The 15,939-nt window shown below is 51.7% G+C and carries 14 protein-coding genes and 2 rRNA genes; 1 reads left to right on the top strand and 15 read right to left on the bottom strand.

Translation table 11 applies throughout. The features are described from left to right. Positions 1 to 238: 238 nt before the first annotated feature. From GOM71_RS24760 to GOM71_RS19850, 5 genes are all read right to left on the bottom strand, one after another. Positions 239 to 373 carry a hypothetical protein gene (locus tag GOM71_RS24760; RefSeq protein WP_301539652.1) on the bottom strand — a complete coding sequence of 45 codons (135 nt, stop codon included), beginning with the start codon at positions 371 to 373 and terminating at the stop codon, positions 239 to 241. A 215-nt stretch (positions 374 to 588) separates the two neighbouring features. Then, on the bottom strand, positions 589 to 2,049 hold the full coding sequence (gene gltX, locus GOM71_RS19865; protein ID WP_156284219.1) for a glutamate--tRNA ligase: 1,461 nt from the start codon (positions 2,047 to 2,049) through the stop codon (positions 589 to 591). A 249-nt stretch (positions 2,050 to 2,298) separates the two neighbouring features. Then, the gene (gene ispF / locus GOM71_RS19860) at positions 2,299 to 2,775 is read right to left on the bottom strand and encodes a 2-C-methyl-D-erythritol 2,4-cyclodiphosphate synthase (RefSeq protein WP_156284217.1); all 477 of its coding nucleotides are present in this window, start codon (positions 2,773 to 2,775) and stop codon (positions 2,299 to 2,301) included. Then, positions 2,768 to 3,475, bottom strand: a complete 708-nt coding sequence (gene ispD, locus GOM71_RS19855) for a 2-C-methyl-D-erythritol 4-phosphate cytidylyltransferase (RefSeq protein ID WP_156284215.1) — start codon at positions 3,473 to 3,475, stop codon at positions 2,768 to 2,770. Before ispD ends, ispF begins: the two co-directional genes overlap by 8 nt. A gap of 52 nt (positions 3,476 to 3,527) precedes the next feature. Continuing rightward, positions 3,528 to 4,622, bottom strand: a complete 1,095-nt coding sequence (locus tag GOM71_RS19850; protein WP_156284213.1) for a PIN/TRAM domain-containing protein — start codon at positions 4,620 to 4,622, stop codon at positions 3,528 to 3,530. Between the two features lie 148 nt (positions 4,623 to 4,770). Here GOM71_RS19850 and GOM71_RS19845 point away from each other — a divergent pair, with 148 nt between their 5' ends. After that, complete coding sequence (locus GOM71_RS19845; protein ID WP_156284211.1) at positions 4,771 to 5,166, top strand: nucleoside triphosphate pyrophosphohydrolase family protein; 396 nt, start codon at positions 4,771 to 4,773, stop codon at positions 5,164 to 5,166. Between the two features lie 87 nt (positions 5,167 to 5,253). Here GOM71_RS19845 and GOM71_RS19840 read toward each other — a convergent pair whose 3' ends face one another. From GOM71_RS19840 to GOM71_RS19795, 10 genes are all read right to left on the bottom strand, one after another. Beyond that, positions 5,254 to 5,883: a YqaA family protein gene (locus tag GOM71_RS19840; RefSeq protein WP_156284209.1), complete on the bottom strand. Its 630-nt coding sequence runs from the start codon at positions 5,881 to 5,883 to the stop codon at positions 5,254 to 5,256. 274 nt (positions 5,884 to 6,157) lie between these two features. Further along, complete coding sequence (gene pssA, locus GOM71_RS19835) at positions 6,158 to 6,907, bottom strand: CDP-diacylglycerol--serine O-phosphatidyltransferase (RefSeq protein ID WP_156284207.1); 750 nt, start codon at positions 6,905 to 6,907, stop codon at positions 6,158 to 6,160. Positions 6,908 to 6,998: 91 nt separating this feature from the next. Further along, a complete protein-coding gene (gene disA / locus GOM71_RS19830; RefSeq protein WP_156284205.1) occupies positions 6,999 to 8,075 on the bottom strand; it encodes a DNA integrity scanning diadenylate cyclase DisA in 1,077 nt (358 codons plus the stop codon). 11 nt (positions 8,076 to 8,086) lie between these two features. Continuing rightward, positions 8,087 to 9,454 (bottom strand): DNA repair protein RadA, encoded by a 1,368-nt coding sequence (radA, locus tag GOM71_RS19825; RefSeq protein WP_156284203.1) that lies wholly within the window; start codon positions 9,452 to 9,454, stop codon positions 8,087 to 8,089. Between the two features lie 125 nt (positions 9,455 to 9,579). Beyond that, positions 9,580 to 12,048 carry an ATP-dependent protease ATP-binding subunit ClpC gene (gene clpC / locus GOM71_RS19820; RefSeq protein WP_156284201.1) on the bottom strand — a complete coding sequence of 823 codons (2,469 nt, stop codon included), beginning with the start codon at positions 12,046 to 12,048 and terminating at the stop codon, positions 9,580 to 9,582. A gap of 2 nt (positions 12,049 to 12,050) precedes the next feature. Then, complete coding sequence (gene mcsB, locus GOM71_RS19815) at positions 12,051 to 13,130, bottom strand: protein-arginine kinase McsB (protein WP_156284199.1); 1,080 nt, start codon at positions 13,128 to 13,130, stop codon at positions 12,051 to 12,053. A gap of 49 nt (positions 13,131 to 13,179) precedes the next feature. After that, entirely contained in the window at positions 13,180 to 13,713 is a 534-nt protein-coding gene (mcsA, locus tag GOM71_RS19810) for a protein-arginine kinase activator protein McsA (RefSeq protein ID WP_156284197.1), read from the bottom strand. 79 nt (positions 13,714 to 13,792) lie between these two features. Next, positions 13,793 to 14,254: a CtsR family transcriptional regulator gene (locus tag GOM71_RS19805; protein ID WP_156284195.1), complete on the bottom strand. Its 462-nt coding sequence runs from the start codon at positions 14,252 to 14,254 to the stop codon at positions 13,793 to 13,795. A gap of 1,321 nt (positions 14,255 to 15,575) precedes the next feature. Further along, positions 15,576 to 15,692 (bottom strand): 5S ribosomal RNA (rrf, locus tag GOM71_RS19800). A gap of 123 nt (positions 15,693 to 15,815) precedes the next feature. Next, positions 15,816 to 15,939, bottom strand: a 23S ribosomal RNA gene (locus GOM71_RS19795); the annotation flags it as partial.

The following is a 15,939-nucleotide window of genomic DNA, read 5'->3' as shown; positions in this document are numbered from 1 at the left end:
TAACCCCTCACAACACGCTCATGCGTTTTGCGGACCTGCGGCAGCAATATTGTTATCTATGAAAAAAAGCCCCCGCAGCATCGTTTGCCTAGCAATGGCGATGCTGCAGAGGCGTGCGTGTAGCGTACGCGGTTCCACTCTGCTTGGGACAGGCGCTGCTTTGCCCTACCTGCGAGCTCTTATCGAGCGACGCTTGGCTGACTGGCAAAACGGAAGCCGACTGTCCATCTCAACGCCTTTAACGCAGGCTTACGTTGCCGCCTACCCCGTTGCCGCACCGGCTCAGCTTCGCATGCAGCGCAACTGGCGTGATATCGGCATTCGGATCGGAGCAAAGCTCCCAGGTGCATATTTCCGCCCGCGGACTAGACAACTCGCAGCTTGCAATCCGCCCGCCGCTTATCCCGGCAAGGATCGAATTGACCGTTGTCCTCTCTGCAAATCCTGCTAAACGTACTTCTCCTGTTCACAGCTTATCGAATCATCGAATTGTATGGTAGTAACAGTATACTCAATCGTCAAAAAAGTGACAAGACCAATGTGCCTTTGCCTAAGGTGAAACGGCTTCGCCCTCATTGACGGCGGAGCTTACGCTAAGCGGCCCTTCAGTCTCGCAACGACGGTTTCCTTGCCGAGCAGCGCGATCGATTGATTCAAGTCAGGACCGTGGGTTTGTCCGGTCAGAGCGGCGCGGATCGGCATGAACAGCTGCTTGCCTTTGAAGCCCGTATCCTTCTGAACCGCTTTAATCATTTCTTTAATGCCGTCTACGTCAAAAGCTTTCTCTCCCGCTTCGACCAGTGCAAGGAACGCTGCCAATACAGTCGGCACTTGCTCCTCAGCCAGTACGGCAGCCGCTTCTTCCTCATCTTCAACCGATTCGCGGAAGAACAGCTCTGTCAGCGGCACAATTTCCGCTGCGTAACGCAATTTGTCCTGATAGAGCGCCACAAGCGCGTCCACCCATGCGCGGCCGTCTGCATCAAGCTCGGCAGCGACGCGGCCCGCTTTTTGCAAATGCGGCAAGCACAGGTCAACGAGACGAGGAAGCTCGGTTTTTTTCAAATATTCATTGTTCATCCACGTCAATTTATTCGTATCGAATACCGCCGGGCTCTTGCTGAGACGCTCAGCGTTAAACGCTTCAATCAATTGCTCGCGAGTGAAAATTTCTTGCTCGCCCTCCGGCGACCAGCCGAGCAGCGCGATGAAGTTGAACAGCGCTTCCGGCAAATAGCCGAGATTGTCGTATTGCTCGATAAATTGAATGATCGACTCGTCGCGCTTGCTCAGCTTTTTGCGGCTTTCGTTCACGATCAGCGTCATATGGCCGAAGCGCGGCGCTTCCCAGCCGAAAGCTTCGTAAATCATAAGCTGGCGAGGCGTATTGGAAATATGGTCCTCGCCGCGCAGGACGTGGCTGATTTTCATCAGGTAGTCGTCAAGCACAACGGCAAAGTTGTAGGTTGGAATGCCGTCTTTTTTGACGATAACGAAGTCGCCCATTTCCGTCGTATCAAAGCTGATCGATCCTTTAACGATATCGTCAAACGTATAGGTGCGGTTCTCCGGCACGCGGAAACGGATGCTCGCGACGCGGCCCTCCGCTTCAAACGCTTGGCGCTGCTCCTCGGTCAAATTCCGGTGTCGGCCGGAATAGCGAGGCGTTTCGCCGCGGCTCGTCTGCTCCTCGCGCTCTTGCTCCAGCTCTTCCTCGGTGCAGTAGCAGCGATAAGCCAGACCGCGATCAATGAGATCCTGCCAATATTCGCGGTAAATATCAAGACGCTCGGTTTGGCGATACGGACCGTATCCGCCGCCGATGTCGACGCTCTCGTCCCAATCCATGCCGAGCCATTTCAAGTATTTCAGCTGGCTTTCTTCCCCGCCTGCCACGTTCCGTTTAACGTCGGTGTCTTCAATCCGGATGATGAGCTTGCCGCCCAGGTTGCGGGCAAATAAATAATTGAATAATGCCGTTCTGGCGTTGCCGATATGTAGATGGCCCGTCGGTGAAGGCGCATAACGTACGCGTATTTCTTGTGTCATTGTAAAATACCCCTTTCGATATGGAGCTTAGAGCCCGGGTCGCAGCTGCGAAAAAAGTTGAACTTCCAGTCGCTGTTGTTTTTGGATTTCTATGATTATACGTTGATTGCAGTAGAAATCCAAAAACAAAGGCGAACGCTTACGCTCTTCCAGTTTCAACATTTTTTCTCCGCCGCTCCTAGGCTCAATGCTATTAATAAATAATAAAAATAAAAAGGACTTATTCAGCGTCGCTGATGTTATCCGTCCTTACGCTTTGATTAAGCAAACGACCGACTGAGCGGCGATGCCTTCGCCTCTGCCGGTAAAGCCGAGCTGTTCCGTCGTCGTCGCCTTCACGTTAATTTGCGTAATGTCCGCTTCGAGCGCGCGCGCAATAATTTCCGCCATTTGCGGAATGTACGGCGCCATCTTCGGACGCTGCGCTATAATCGTCGAATCGGCGTTGCCCAGCTTGTAGCCGCGCTCCTTCGCCAAAGCCCATACTTGCTCAAGCAGCTTCAAGCTGTCCGCATCTTTGAACGCGGCGTCGGTATCGGGAAAATGCTTGCCGATATCGCCAAGTCCCAGCGCTCCCAGAATAGCGTCTGTAATCGCATGCAGCAGCACGTCGGCGTCGGAATGGCCGAGCAGCCCTTTTTCGTATGGAATGGTCACTCCGCCAATAATGCACGGACGCCCCTCGGTTAATTGATGCACGTCAAAGCCTTGTCCTACTCTAATCATGTTTGTAAACCTCCCGCTTCCCCATTAAAAACGCTGCCCAAGGCAAATCGTCGGGCGTCGTAATTTTTATATTCGTGTAGTCGCCCTCGGCGATGACGACTTCGGCGCCGGTCCGTTCGACGACCATCGCGTCGTCCGTGCCGAGAAAACCTTCCGCCAAAGCGCGTTCATGCGCTGCGGCCAGCAATTCACGACGAAAAGCTTGCGGCGTTTGGATCGCCCACAAGCTTCGACGGTCAGGCGTCGAGACGATAACTCCCGACTCGTTGACCTGTTTAATCGTATCCTTTACCGGCACGGCAAGCACAGCCGCTCCAGTACGTTCCGCCGCTGCGCAGCAGTTCCGTACCGCTTCCGCCGCAACCAGCGGACGAACGCCGTCATGAACCATGACCCATGCTACATCCGGCGAGATCGCTTTGACTCCGGCATACACCGAATGCTGGCGCTCGCTGCCGCCTGCGACAACAGCCGTAACCTTATGCAATGCGCCATGCTCTTGCACCAGCTCATTGCAGCGCGGCACATCGCCTTCTCCGACGACTAGCACAATTTCCGCAATTTCATCCATCGCCTGAAACAGCTCCAGCGTGTGGACAAGTATCGGTTTTCCGCAAAGCGGCAAATATTGCTTGCTTTCCGCCGTTCCCATCCGCGATCCGCGTCCGGCCGCGACGACAACGACTCCCCATTGGTTCATTCTTCAACTCTCCCTATACAGCGACAAACTTATTAGTTACTACTATACAGGGTTAGAGCGCTTTTTCCAACAGCTTCGGCTTGGCAAAAATCATTCGGCCCGCAGAGGTTTGCAGCACGCTCGTTACGAGCACCTCCATCGTTGTGCCGATATAGTCGCGGCCGCCCTCGACGACGATCATCGTGCCGTCATCCAGATAAGCTACCCCTTGTCCGTGCTCCTTGCCGTCTTTAATAACTTGTACAATAATTTCTTCACCCGGAAGCACGACCGGTTTCACCGCATTGGCCAGATCGTTAATGTTCAACACCGATACGCCTTGCAGCTCGCAAACCTTATTCAAGTTAAAATCATTCGTGACCACTTTGCCGTGCAGCGCCTTCGCAAGCTTCACCAGCTTGCTGTCGACCTCGCTAATTTCTTCAAAATCGCCTTCATAGATAAGAACTCTGACATCGAGCTCCTTCTGGATTTTGTTCAAAATATCGAGACCGCGCCGTCCGCGATTGCGCTTGAGCAAATCGGACGAATCAGCGATATGCTGCAGCTCCTCCAGCACAAATTCCGGGATGACAAGCGTTCCTTCGATAAATCCGGTTTTGCAAATATCAGCGATACGCCCGTCGATAATGACGCTCGTATCCAAAATCTTATGCTCTTCAAAGCCGCTACTCTGCTCCGGCTCGGGAGCCGCTTTTCGTTCCAGAAGCGAAGCCGCCGCCTCTGCCAGCTCATCTTTTTTCGATAACGCAATTCTCATGCCTACATATCCAAAGCATAGCGACATTGCCGCCGGCGCCAGCATTGCCGGTCCGCCAAGTCCTGATACAGCCGGATAGAGCAATACCGACAACAGCAAGCCTGCCAGCAGGCCGCCCGCTCCTGCGAGCAAATCCTTCATTGGCAGCGAAGCCGTCTGCTCAGCGCCGTTTTGCAAAAACCGAATGACTCTGCCCGCGACCATTGTAGCGAGAATAAGACCTGCGACCGCTCCGAGCGCCACATTCATGTAATAAGAGCTTGAACGCTGCAGCACGCCAAAAGACGGCTCGGACCACAGCGTCGTCCCGCTTGTCCAGCCATGCACCTCGCTGCCGGCCATCGCGCCGAATAACACACCCATAATTTGAATTATTTTTTTGACCATCATTCCCACCTCCATTACAATTATGTTCCAATTATGGAGCTGCTAACCGTCAAAAGCCGAATGAATTTTCAATTTGAAATCCAAGCGGCTAAGCTTATAATAGAAACAGCGATAACTTCTGAAGAAGCTGATGAAAGAGGTGGAATTGATGAGCGCTCCTACACTGGAACAATTTCAAAACCAAGTATCCGAATTGCTGCTCCGTCATCGAAGCTTGCTTGATGTCATGTCCAAATTCGGGCAAGCAGGCGCATCCGTTAATCGCGCGGTGTCAAAGGCGGTAACCGATTGCGGCTGTATCGAATTGAATGCCCGCAAGCAGCAATACTCGGAAGAGCTGAATCTCGAAAATGCCAAATCAACGCTGCAAAGCCATCTTTCCGGACAAGTTTGCGAACATTGCCGCGACGTGCTTAAGGCCGAGCTTGGACGCAACCTCTTCTACATGACTGCGATGTGTAATTTGCTGGATATCGAGCTTAACGAAGTCATTGCTGACGAATACGACAAATGCAGAGCGCTTGGATTGTTCAATTTAACGTAAATAGATCAATAAGCACAAAAAAACAGCGTCTTCCCGGGCTCGGGGAGACGCTGTTTGCCTATGCGCATCTGCGATTTCGAATTCATTTTAGGCTTGCTCGGTATGGTCGGCCTTCTCGCTTCCCGATGCTGGCGATGCTGCAGCAGTGACTCGCGCGCGCTTTTGCCGCATTTTTTTGCGAACGAATAGAAACAGCACGATGAGCGGAACGCCGATTGCTAACATATACAACGATACGTCCTTGACCATTCCCTCGGCCGATTTGCCGTATATATAGAACAGCGCGCCGACCGCGTAAAACTTCGCCGCTCTTCCGATAGCCGCGTATACGAGCAGCCGCCAAAGCGGGAACTTCAACGTTCCGGACAAGATCGTAAACACTTTAAACGGAATAGGCGTAAACGAGCCGATCATAATGGCGGCCTCGCCGTTTTTTTGGAACATGGCCGTCGCTTTGTCGACCCATTCTTTTTTCAACATTTTGTACAGAACCGTACTTCCGAGCGAGTGGCCGATATAATAGCCGATAGGCGAACCAAGCAAGCAGGCTACAAAGCCAGCGGTAGCAAGCCACAACGCATTGGACGGGTCCATAAGACTAAGCGGAATTTGCAGAAATAAAGCCGGCACCGGAAAAATAATCGCGTCGATAAAGGAGTGAATAAAGAGCCCTAGCGTTCCGAACTCCATTAAGTAGTCAATAAAATCCTGAATCATATAAATGCCTCTCTTCTGCGTGTCAAACCACTTTTCAATTATAACTATGAACGGTAACACAATATATAGTATACGATATTATGATAGGGAAGTTTCTTTTTTTGTAAAGATCGTCCCTCTTTAGTCGTGGTACATTTGGGATAAAAGGCGCAGTGCAGCAGAAAGCGATAAAATAAAAATAACGCCATGACATAGCGTTATTCAATCACATATGCAGTTAATCGAAGAAATAGCGCTGCATGGCAGCGCTATTTCTTCGATTGGCCGTTTTATCCTATGCCGACGTCGAATCCGACTGCGTCGGGTCCTCCGTTACGTTTGCTTCCGGATGGCGTTTGCGGTTTCGCCGCTTTAAACGGCGATCAACGTTTTTTTTTAAGCCGTAAATCGCGTACAGCAAGAGCGGTACAAAAACAATTTTGGACAAATGATTCGGGAAACTCACGCCCAAAATGACCGCTACCGCTATAACGACCGGAACGAGCCAGATCGCTTTGCGGGAAATGCCGATTTTTTTGAAATTCGGATATCGAATTGTGCTCACCATAAGCAGCGACAGCACAAGCGTGCTTGTTAACAATACAGATACCGGTATATCATCCTTGAACAGCGCGAGCGTCGCCACAACGCCGCCGGCGGCCGGAATCGGCAAACCGATGAAATATCCGGGCGCAGATGTAATGACATTGAACCTGGCAAGCCGCAAGGCGCCGCAAATCGGGAACAATGCGGTAATAATCCATGCCATCGTCGGATTCAACTCTTGAAATGCGACTACGTACATAATAAAAGCCGGCGCTACGCCGAACGAGATCACATCGGACAACGAATCGAGCTCTTTGCCGAATTCGCTGGTTACATTCAATGCCCGAGCAACGCGGCCGTCCACACCGTCCAGCAGCATGGCGATAATGACCATCATGGCGGCATTGTCTGGCTTATCGTTGAACACAAATATAATGGCAACTATTCCGAGGAATAGGTTTCCCACCGTGAGAAGGCTCGGTATCGACTTAGTGATCATCTGTTCCACCTCTTCTCTACTATGCCCTAAAACCGTTTGCTAATGTATCGACTAACAGTTAGCGACACGCATTCAACCCATTGTATGAAATTTAAATTTGTCTGTCAATGAACATCTGCTCTTGGATACGCTTCAAACCGTCTTTGATCGCCCTTGCGCGAACTTCGCCGATGCCGTCCACTTCGTCCAATTCCTCGATTGTCGCCATTAATACATGCGGCAAACGGCCAAAGCGTTCGATCAGATTGTTCATAATCATGAGAGGCAGGCGAGGAATGCGATTGAGCAGCCTGAAACCGCGCGGCGATACCGCTTCCTCGGCCATCGAGCCTGTATGCGCGTAGCCGAGCAGCCTTATAATCGGCTGCGATTCCAGCAGCTCGTCGGAGCTCAGCTTCTTTAATGCGATGCGCAGCTCGCGAATTTTCTCGTCGGCGCTGTCCTTCGCATAATCCTTCAGCAAATACCACGCTTCCTCATCGACGCCGTCAACCAGCTCTTCGAGCTGCATAGCGATCAAACGCCCCTCGGTTCCAAGCTCGGTTACGTAGCGCTTAATTTCCATTTTGACGCGAAGCACCATCTCAACGCGCTGCATGACATGAGCAACCTCTTGCAGCGTAACAAGCTCCTCGAATTCCAGCGCCGAAAGATTGGTGAGCGATTGATTCAGCACCGCCCGGTATTTTTCGAGCGTCTGAATCGCCTGGTTTGCTTTTGTCAGAATAACGCCCATTTCCTTCAACGAATAGCGCAAATTGCCTTGATAAAGCGTAATAATGTTGCGCCGCTGCGAGATCGATACGACCAGCTTGCCGGTTTGCTTCGCAACCCGTTCCGCCGTACGGTGACGGATGCCCGTTTCCGTCGAAGGAATCGAGCTGTTCGGAATAAGCTGTGTATTCGCATACAGAATGCGGCGCATATCCTCGCTCAGAATAATCGCTCCGTCCATTTTGGCCAGCTCGTATAAGTAATTGGGCGAAAAATCGCAGTTGATCGAGAAACCTCCGTCCACAACCTCCATCACTTCCGGGCTGTAGCCGACAACGAGAAGCGCTCCCGTCTTCGCCCGCAAAACGTTCTCCAAGCCTTCACGGAACGGGGTGCCGGGCGCGACTAGCTGCAAAAGCTGATTCATGATTTCTAGCTGACTCTGTTCTTTCATCGTATGCCCCCCTATCCTAACGCTGCTTTTAATGCTTCCGCCACCGTATTGACTCCAATAATTTCAATGCTCTCGGGCGGCTTCCAGCCTTTGAGGCTTTTCTCCGGCATAATGACCCGTTTGAACCCGAGCTTCTCCGCTTCCTTGACCCGCTGCTCCGCCCGCGATACGGCGCGCACTTCGCCTGTTAAACCGATTTCGCCAAAAATAACATCGTATGGCTTTGTCGGCGCATCGCGAAAGCTCGACGCTAACGATACCGCCGCAGCAAGGTCTACTGCCGGCTCGTCAAGCTTGACGCCTCCGGCCACGTTCAGATAGGCATCCTGCGTTTGAAGAAACATGCCAATCCGTTTCTCCAGCACCGCTATAATAAGCGCCATCCGGTTATGGTCGATGCCGGTCGACATGCGCCGCGGCGATGGGAAGTTTGTCGTTGCGACCAGCGCCTGCAATTCAACGAGCACCGGACGCGTCCCTTCCATGCTCGCGACGACCGTAGAGCCGGATACGCCGAGCGGACGCTCCGATAAGAACAACTCGGAGGGATTGGATACTTCCCGAAGCCCCTCTTCGCCCATTTCAAAAATGCCGATTTCGTTCGTAGAACCGAACCGGTTTTTTACCGCCCGCAGCAACCGGTATGTATGATGCCGTTCGCCTTCGAAATAGAGAACGCAATCGACCATGTGCTCGAGCAAGCGCGGACCGGCAATAGCGCCTTCCTTCGTTACATGACCGACAAGAACGGTTGCAATGCCTTTAATCTTGGCGACTCGCATGAAATGCGCCGTGCATTCTCTTACTTGAGCGACGCTTCCCGGCGCGGACTGCACATTCGGATCGTACACCGTCTGAATGGAATCGATGACGAGAAAATCCGGCTCAATCGACTCGATCGCATCGTTAATATGATCCATGTTGGTTTCGCACAGCACAAACAGCATTTCCGTCAGCGCGCCGAGACGATCTGCCCTTAACCGGGTTTGGCGCACCGATTCCTCACCGGATATATAGAGCACCTTGAGGCCTTTGGCCGCCATAGCATGCGACGTTTGCAGCAGCAGCGTCGATTTGCCGATGCCGGGATCCCCGCCGACCAGTATAAGCGAGCCGGGGACAACCCCGCCGCCAAGCACGCGGTTCAGCTCCTGCATCTTCGTCTCGATGCGCGGTTCCTGCCCGCTTTCTATATGTATGATGGATTGCGGCTTTTCTTTCGTATGAACCATTCGAAGACCGACGCCCTGTGTCTTGACGACCGTTTCTTTCTCCTCGACCATCGTATTCCACGCATGGCAGCCCGGGCATTTGCCCAGCCATTTCGGAGATTCGGTGCCGCAATCGGTGCAAACGAACTTTGATTTTATTTTTGCCATGACAGGCTCCTTTTAACAACTGCTTTCATTGAAAGTTTACCATTTAATGCCGAACGTATAAACCCCTCAACGAAAAAAGCGTCCCTCCCGCTTGCGCGGGAGAGACGCTTGGTTTCAGGCAGCTTTTATTTAGCAGCCGGTTCTTCGGACAGCGTCGCCGTTCCTTCGTCCGACGATTTGGAGACGGTCAGGTCGCCGTCTTTCTCGTCAATAACGAACGTGTCGCCTTTTTTGATTTTACCCATGAGCAGATCTTCGGACAGACGGTCTTCGATATGCTTCTGGATCGCGCGGCGCAGCGGACGAGCGCCGTATTGCGGATCGAAGCCTTCCTTCGCGAGGAATGCTTTGGCGCTGTCGGTCAAGATGAAATCGACCTCTTGCTCGCGCAGACGCTTGCGAAGCTCGTCGGACATGAGCGTCACGATTTGAGCGATATGCTCTTGCTCCAGCGAGTGGAACACAATCGTTTCGTCAATCCGGTTAATGAACTCTGGACGGAAGCTTTTCTTCAGCTCTGCCATCACTTTGTCTTTCATTTGGATGAAGTCGCGTCCCGAATCCTGCACCGCCGTAAAGCCAAGCGACGAGTTGCGTTTGATTTGATCCGCGCCAACATTCGACGTCATGATAATGAGCGTGTTGCGGAAATCGACCACGCGGCCTTTGGAATCGGTCAGACGGCCGTCCTCCAGCACTTGAAGCAGGATGTTGAACACTTCCGGATGCGCCTTCTCGATTTCATCGAGCAGCACGACAGAGTATGGTTTGCGGCGCACCTTCTCGGTCAACTGGCCGCCTTCCTCATAGCCGACGTAGCCCGGAGGCGCTCCGACGAGACGGGAAGTCGAATGCTTCTCCATGTACTCCGACATATCGATGCGGATAACTGCATTCTCGTCGCCAAACATCGCTTCAGCAAGCGCGCGGGCGAGCTCGGTTTTACCGACGCCTGTAGGTCCAAGGAAGATAAAGCTGCCCATAGGGCGCTTCGGATCTTTAAGACCTGCGCGAGCGCGGCGGATCGCTCTCGATACCGCTTTTACCGCTTCGTCCTGGCCGATGACGCGGTCATGAAGAATCGATTCCATTTTGAGCAGACGCTCGGTTTCTTCCTCAGCCAGCTTGCTTACCGGGATGCCGGTCCAGCTTGCGACAACTTGCGCGATATCTTCAGGCGTTACCTCGGAATCGGTACGGCCTTGTTTTTCTTTCCATTGGTTTTTCGTTACGTCGAGCTCTTCGCGAATTTTTTGCTCCGTATCGCGAAGCGCAGCCGCCTTCTCGAATTCTTGGCTTTGCACCGCCGCGTCCTTCTCTTTGCGGATATCTTCGAGACGGTTTTCCAACTGCTTCAGATTCGGCGGTACCGTATACGAGTTGAGCCTTACTTTAGAGCCCGCCTCGTCGATCAGGTCAATCGCTTTATCCGGCAGGAACCGGTCTGTAATGTAACGATCGGACAGCTTCACCGCTTGCACAATCGCATCGTCCGTAATTTTGACCCGATGATGCGCCTCATAGCGATCGCGCAGTCCCATCAGTATTTGAACAGCCTCGTCAGGAGACGGCTGATCGACTGTGATCGGTTGGAAACGACGCTCCAGCGCGGCGTCCTTCTCGATATATTTGCGGTACTCGTCAAGCGTCGTAGCGCCGATGCACTGCAGTTCGCCGCGCGCGAGCGCCGGCTTCAGAATGTTGGAGGCGTCGATTGCCCCTTCCGCGCCGCCCGCGCCGATGAGCGTATGCAGCTCGTCGATGAACAGGATGATGTTGCCCGCTTGGCGGATCTCATCCATAATTTTTTTCAACCGGTCTTCGAATTCGCCGCGGTATTTCGTGCCGGCTACAACGGAGCCCATATCGAGCGTCATTACGCGTTTGTCGCGCAATGTCTCGGGAATTTCGTTGGCGATAATTTTTTGCGCCAGACCCTCGGCAATTGCCGTTTTACCAACGCCAGGTTCGCCGATCAGCACCGGATTGTTCTTCGTCCGGCGGCTAAGCACTTGAATGACACGCTCGATCTCTTTGCTGCGGCCGATGACCGGATCGAGATTGCCTTCTTTTGCATATGCCGTCAAGTCGCGCGCCAGACCGTCAAGCGTAGGCGTGCTTACATTCGCCGGCGTGCCGTGACTGCTTGAAACAGCCTCGCTGCTGCCAAGCAGCTGCAGTACTTGCTGACGCGCTTTGTTCAAGCTGATGCCAAGATTGTTCAGAACGCGGGCAGCGACGCCCTCGCCTTCGCGAATGAGGCCGAGCAAAATATGCTCCGTTCCCACATACGTATGGCCAAGCTTTCTCGCTTCGTCCATCGACAGTTCAATCACTTTTTTCGCGCGCGGCGTATAAGCGATGTTCGTCGGCTGCTCTTGACCGCGGCCAATTAAAGCTTCCACTTCATCCTGTATTTTCTCAAGGCCAAGGCCGAGAGCGATCAATGCTTTAGCCGCAATGCCTTCGCCCTCCCGAATTAAGCCGAGTAAAATATGCTCTGTTCCAATATTGTTATGTCCAAGACGAACCGCTTCCTCCTGCGCAAGTGCCAGCACCTTTTGCGCTCGCTCCGTAAAACGTCCAAACATCATATTCACGCACCCCCATGCTCGGTTTGACTTCGCAATTGCTTGCGAATTAATTCGGCCCGCCGGCAATCCCTCTGCTCTGCGCTCATCTTTTCGTTGAACGCCTGCTGCAGGAAGCCGGGCTGGGTCATCACAATCAATTCATTCATGACCTGCGGCGAAACATCCTCTAGCAATCCGAGATCAACGCCAAGTCTGACATCGGATAAACGCTGCGCCGATTCCTTCGAGTCCATGATCGAGGCATATGACAAAATGCCGTACGACCGTTTAACCCGATCCTCGATGCGCAGTTTCGACTCCGACAGCAGCCTCGTTCGCGCCGCCTTCTCATGCTCGATGATCTGCCTGGCAACTCCGTGCAAATTCTCAATAATTTCCGCTTCGGATTGGCCGAGCGTAATTTGGTTCGAGATTTGAAACAGATTGCCAAGCGCTTCGCTGCCTTCCCCATAAAGCCCTCGTACCGCAAGACCAACCTGCGTAACCGCCGATAAAATCCGGTTAATTTGCTGCGTAAGTACGAGCGCCGGCAAATGCATCATGACCGATGCTCTAATCCCTGTTCCGACGTTTGTCGGACAGCTTGTTAAATACCCTTTTCTTTCGTCAAAAGCATAATCCGTCTCCGCTTCAAAAATGTCGTCGATCCGGTTTGCCAGCGTCCAAGCTTCCATCACTTGAAAGCCCGGATATAAACATTGAATGCGGAGATGATCCTCTTCGTTAATCATTATGCTGACCGATTCGTTGTCGCTGAGGATAACGGCCCCGCTGCGCGATTCATTCGCGAGGTTCGGGCTGATTAAATGCTTTTCCACCAATACTCTTCGATCAAGCTCGCTTAATTCGGACAGCCTTATCGTTTCAAACTTGCCTGCCGGATCGAGCTTGCCGGAGCTTTCCACCTCTGTTAACTGCTCCATCACCTTTATGAGCTGCTCGTTTGTCGCCAGCATCGGAAAAGGCTGCTGTCGCAAATTTCGAGCAATTCGTATGCGGCTGCTGATTACGATATCGGATTCGGGACCGTCTCCCTTCATCCAATCGCTTACCGCCTGTTGTGAGAAACGATGCTTCGTCAAGAGGAACCCTCCTTCATGCGGCCTTGCTATTGCTGTACTTTCTTATATGCTAAAGGTCTACTATTTTGCGTTCAAGCTCGCGAATGCGATCTCGAAGCTGAGCCGCGCTTTCGAAATCTTCATATTCGATTCGGCTCTGCATATCGCGCCGCAGCTGTTCGATTTCTCGTTTATATTGAATTTGGCTGCCGGTTCTTTTCGGAATTTTACCGCTGTGCACCGTATTGCTGTGAATTCGTTTCAACAGCGGGTCAAGCCGGTCTGCAAAATGCTTGTAGCATGAGCTGCAGCCGAATCTTCCCAGCTTGCTGAACTGGCTGTACGTTAAACCGCATTCCTCGCAGCGCACCGGCTGCTGCTGTTTGAAGCCTGTGCTTGAGTGACCATGTGCGGAGCCGGAAGGATCAAAGTCGAGGAGTCCCGAGAGCAGATTATGAATGGAAAAACCATTCGGAGCTCCTGGGATGCCTTCACCTCGTTCTCTGGCGCAAGCTTCGCAAATATGGAACTCGGTTTTCTCACCGTTAACGATTTTCGTAAAATGAAGCGTTGCCGGCTTCTTGCCGCATTCTTGGCAATTCAAGCCGCATCCCCTCCTTACATCAGGACTTTGGACGAAGTTCAAAGTCACTCCTTGTACTCAAAATCACTCGTCTGCTTGATCACTTCGCAAGCAGCGATATGAGCATAGCCCGCAAAATGCGTGCTCGAATCTCATCCCGCTGCGGGAGCTTCACGGCGATCGTCTCGCGGTCTACCGCTGCTCGGAGCAAATTGCCTTCCCGTTTTGTAACTAAGCCTGCCTCTTCAAGCTGATAAATAAGCCCTTCAGCCGCACTCTGCTCGACACAATTGCCTATCGTATCATGGATGTGCGATTGAATCGTTATGAGTGCCGGCAAATCTACCCTTTGGATTCGGATATACCCGCCGCCTCCCCGCTTGCTTTCAACTATATAGCCTTTCTCCAGCGTGAACCGGGTGCTGATTACATAATTGATCTGGGAAGGGACGCAGGAGAATCGATCCGCCAGCTCATTGCGCTGAATTTCAACAGCGCCTTCCGGGCTGTCCTGCAGCATGTGCTTCAAATATTGCTCGATGAGATCGGAAATGTTACGCAAACCACCAACCTCCCAGTGTTGCTAATGACGCCTCTCACGCCCTTCTTGTTGCCGATGGCGGGAGTTTGCGAGCAGTTGAAGCAGATCCAGGGAAAAGAGCTGGCTGTAACAGTCCTTTTATCGGTTCGGCATCAACTGACTTTGACTTTCTTTGACTTTAATTTCATTATACGCGAAAATCAGCAAAGGTCAAGATATGGATTTGCAATTTTCTGACGATTGTCCACTATCGCGCTTTATTGCCTGTATCACCTATCATGGTGCCGTTTCTCGTTATTTATACCCAATCGAACACAATTGAAATCATCCACAAATCCACAAATTTGATGCACAATTCACAGCTTATACTGAATAACCGATGCAACCCTTTTATACACATGCTAGTAAGTTTTTTTGCTTTTTACCGACAAGTGATCACTATTTTTTTCCCTTTTACACTTCTCCACAACCGGGTGTAACTTGTTTATAAATGAGGGACAAGGAAGCCGTTTGAATGATTATGCACAGCAAGTACGAGATAGGATGGAGAAGTGGATGTTGATGTTGATGTGTAGAAAGAGGGATGTCTGATGTAAATTAATGAAAGGAGTGATCGTCAAAGATAAAGAGGGATGAAGTGTTGTAGACGGTGAATGCCTAAGAGTATGATTCATAGTGGAATTGATCGGTATTGAATGAGTAAGAGTCAGCTAAGTGTGAAGATCTTGCGTTGCATGCGTGTGGTTTATTAATATGTGTGAGTAATCATTGACTATAAAGCTAGATGGGTAAGTGGTCTTTGAGTTCGTACGCTGCTGGAAGTGACTATGCATCGACTCTTTAAGTAGAAACCACTATGTATAATGAGTTAATTGAGAGCCCAATGCAGCTATTATAATGAAACGCTGCAAACTTGATTAATTGAGTATGGCTCTGAGGAAGAGTGGCCGAACTGTTGATAACTTGCGTTCGTTCAAGCTTGATAAGGTGGCTGCATAGTATGCGATTGTACACGGATCTGGGCATAATGGGTACAATTTCTGTAGGGAATCCGTCGATAGCACTCTAGCGGACATGAGAGACCTTATTCGCTCAGTTTCCCCTTCACTATTCCGCTAACGGACATCAGAGACGCTATTGCCCCAGTTTCAGCTCATTCGAGTCAGTTTTCAAGTAAATTAGAGCGCTGGTGTCCGTTAAACATACAAAAGCCCCCATTTCAGCGAATAAGGGCTGTGGTGTCCGTTAGCGCGTGGAGTTCATACAAGGCTCATTACCGTTAGCGCGCTCAACCCTATGAACAACAAAAAACCTGCCGCATCACATACGGCAGGCTTCTCGTGCTTGGCGACGTCCTACTCTCCCAGGACCCTGCGGTCCAAGTACCATCGGCGCTGGAGGGCTTAACGGTCGTGTTCGGTATGGGAACGCGTGGTTCCCCTCCGCCATCGCCACCAAACGGTCAAGGGTTGTACCTTGAAAACTGGATGCGAAATGTTTGAACTCTTTAGCAAGTTCGGGGTCCCCGCAAAGGTATCGGAATTAACTCCGGAAGCGTTCGCTTCACTTTGTGGGGCTCCATTAGGATAAGCCCTCGACCGATTAGTACTGGTCAGCTCCACACATTGCTGTGCTTCCACCCCCAGCCTATCAACCTCGTCGTCTTCAAGGGGTCTTACGAATTGGGAAATCTCATCTTGAGGGGG

The sequence above is a fragment of the Paenibacillus sp. NEAU-GSW1 genome (assembly GCF_009737085.1).
In the GTDB taxonomy this organism is placed as follows: Bacteria; Bacillota; Bacilli; order Paenibacillales; family Paenibacillaceae; genus Pristimantibacillus.
This window is presented reverse-complemented; position numbering and strand designations above follow the sequence as displayed.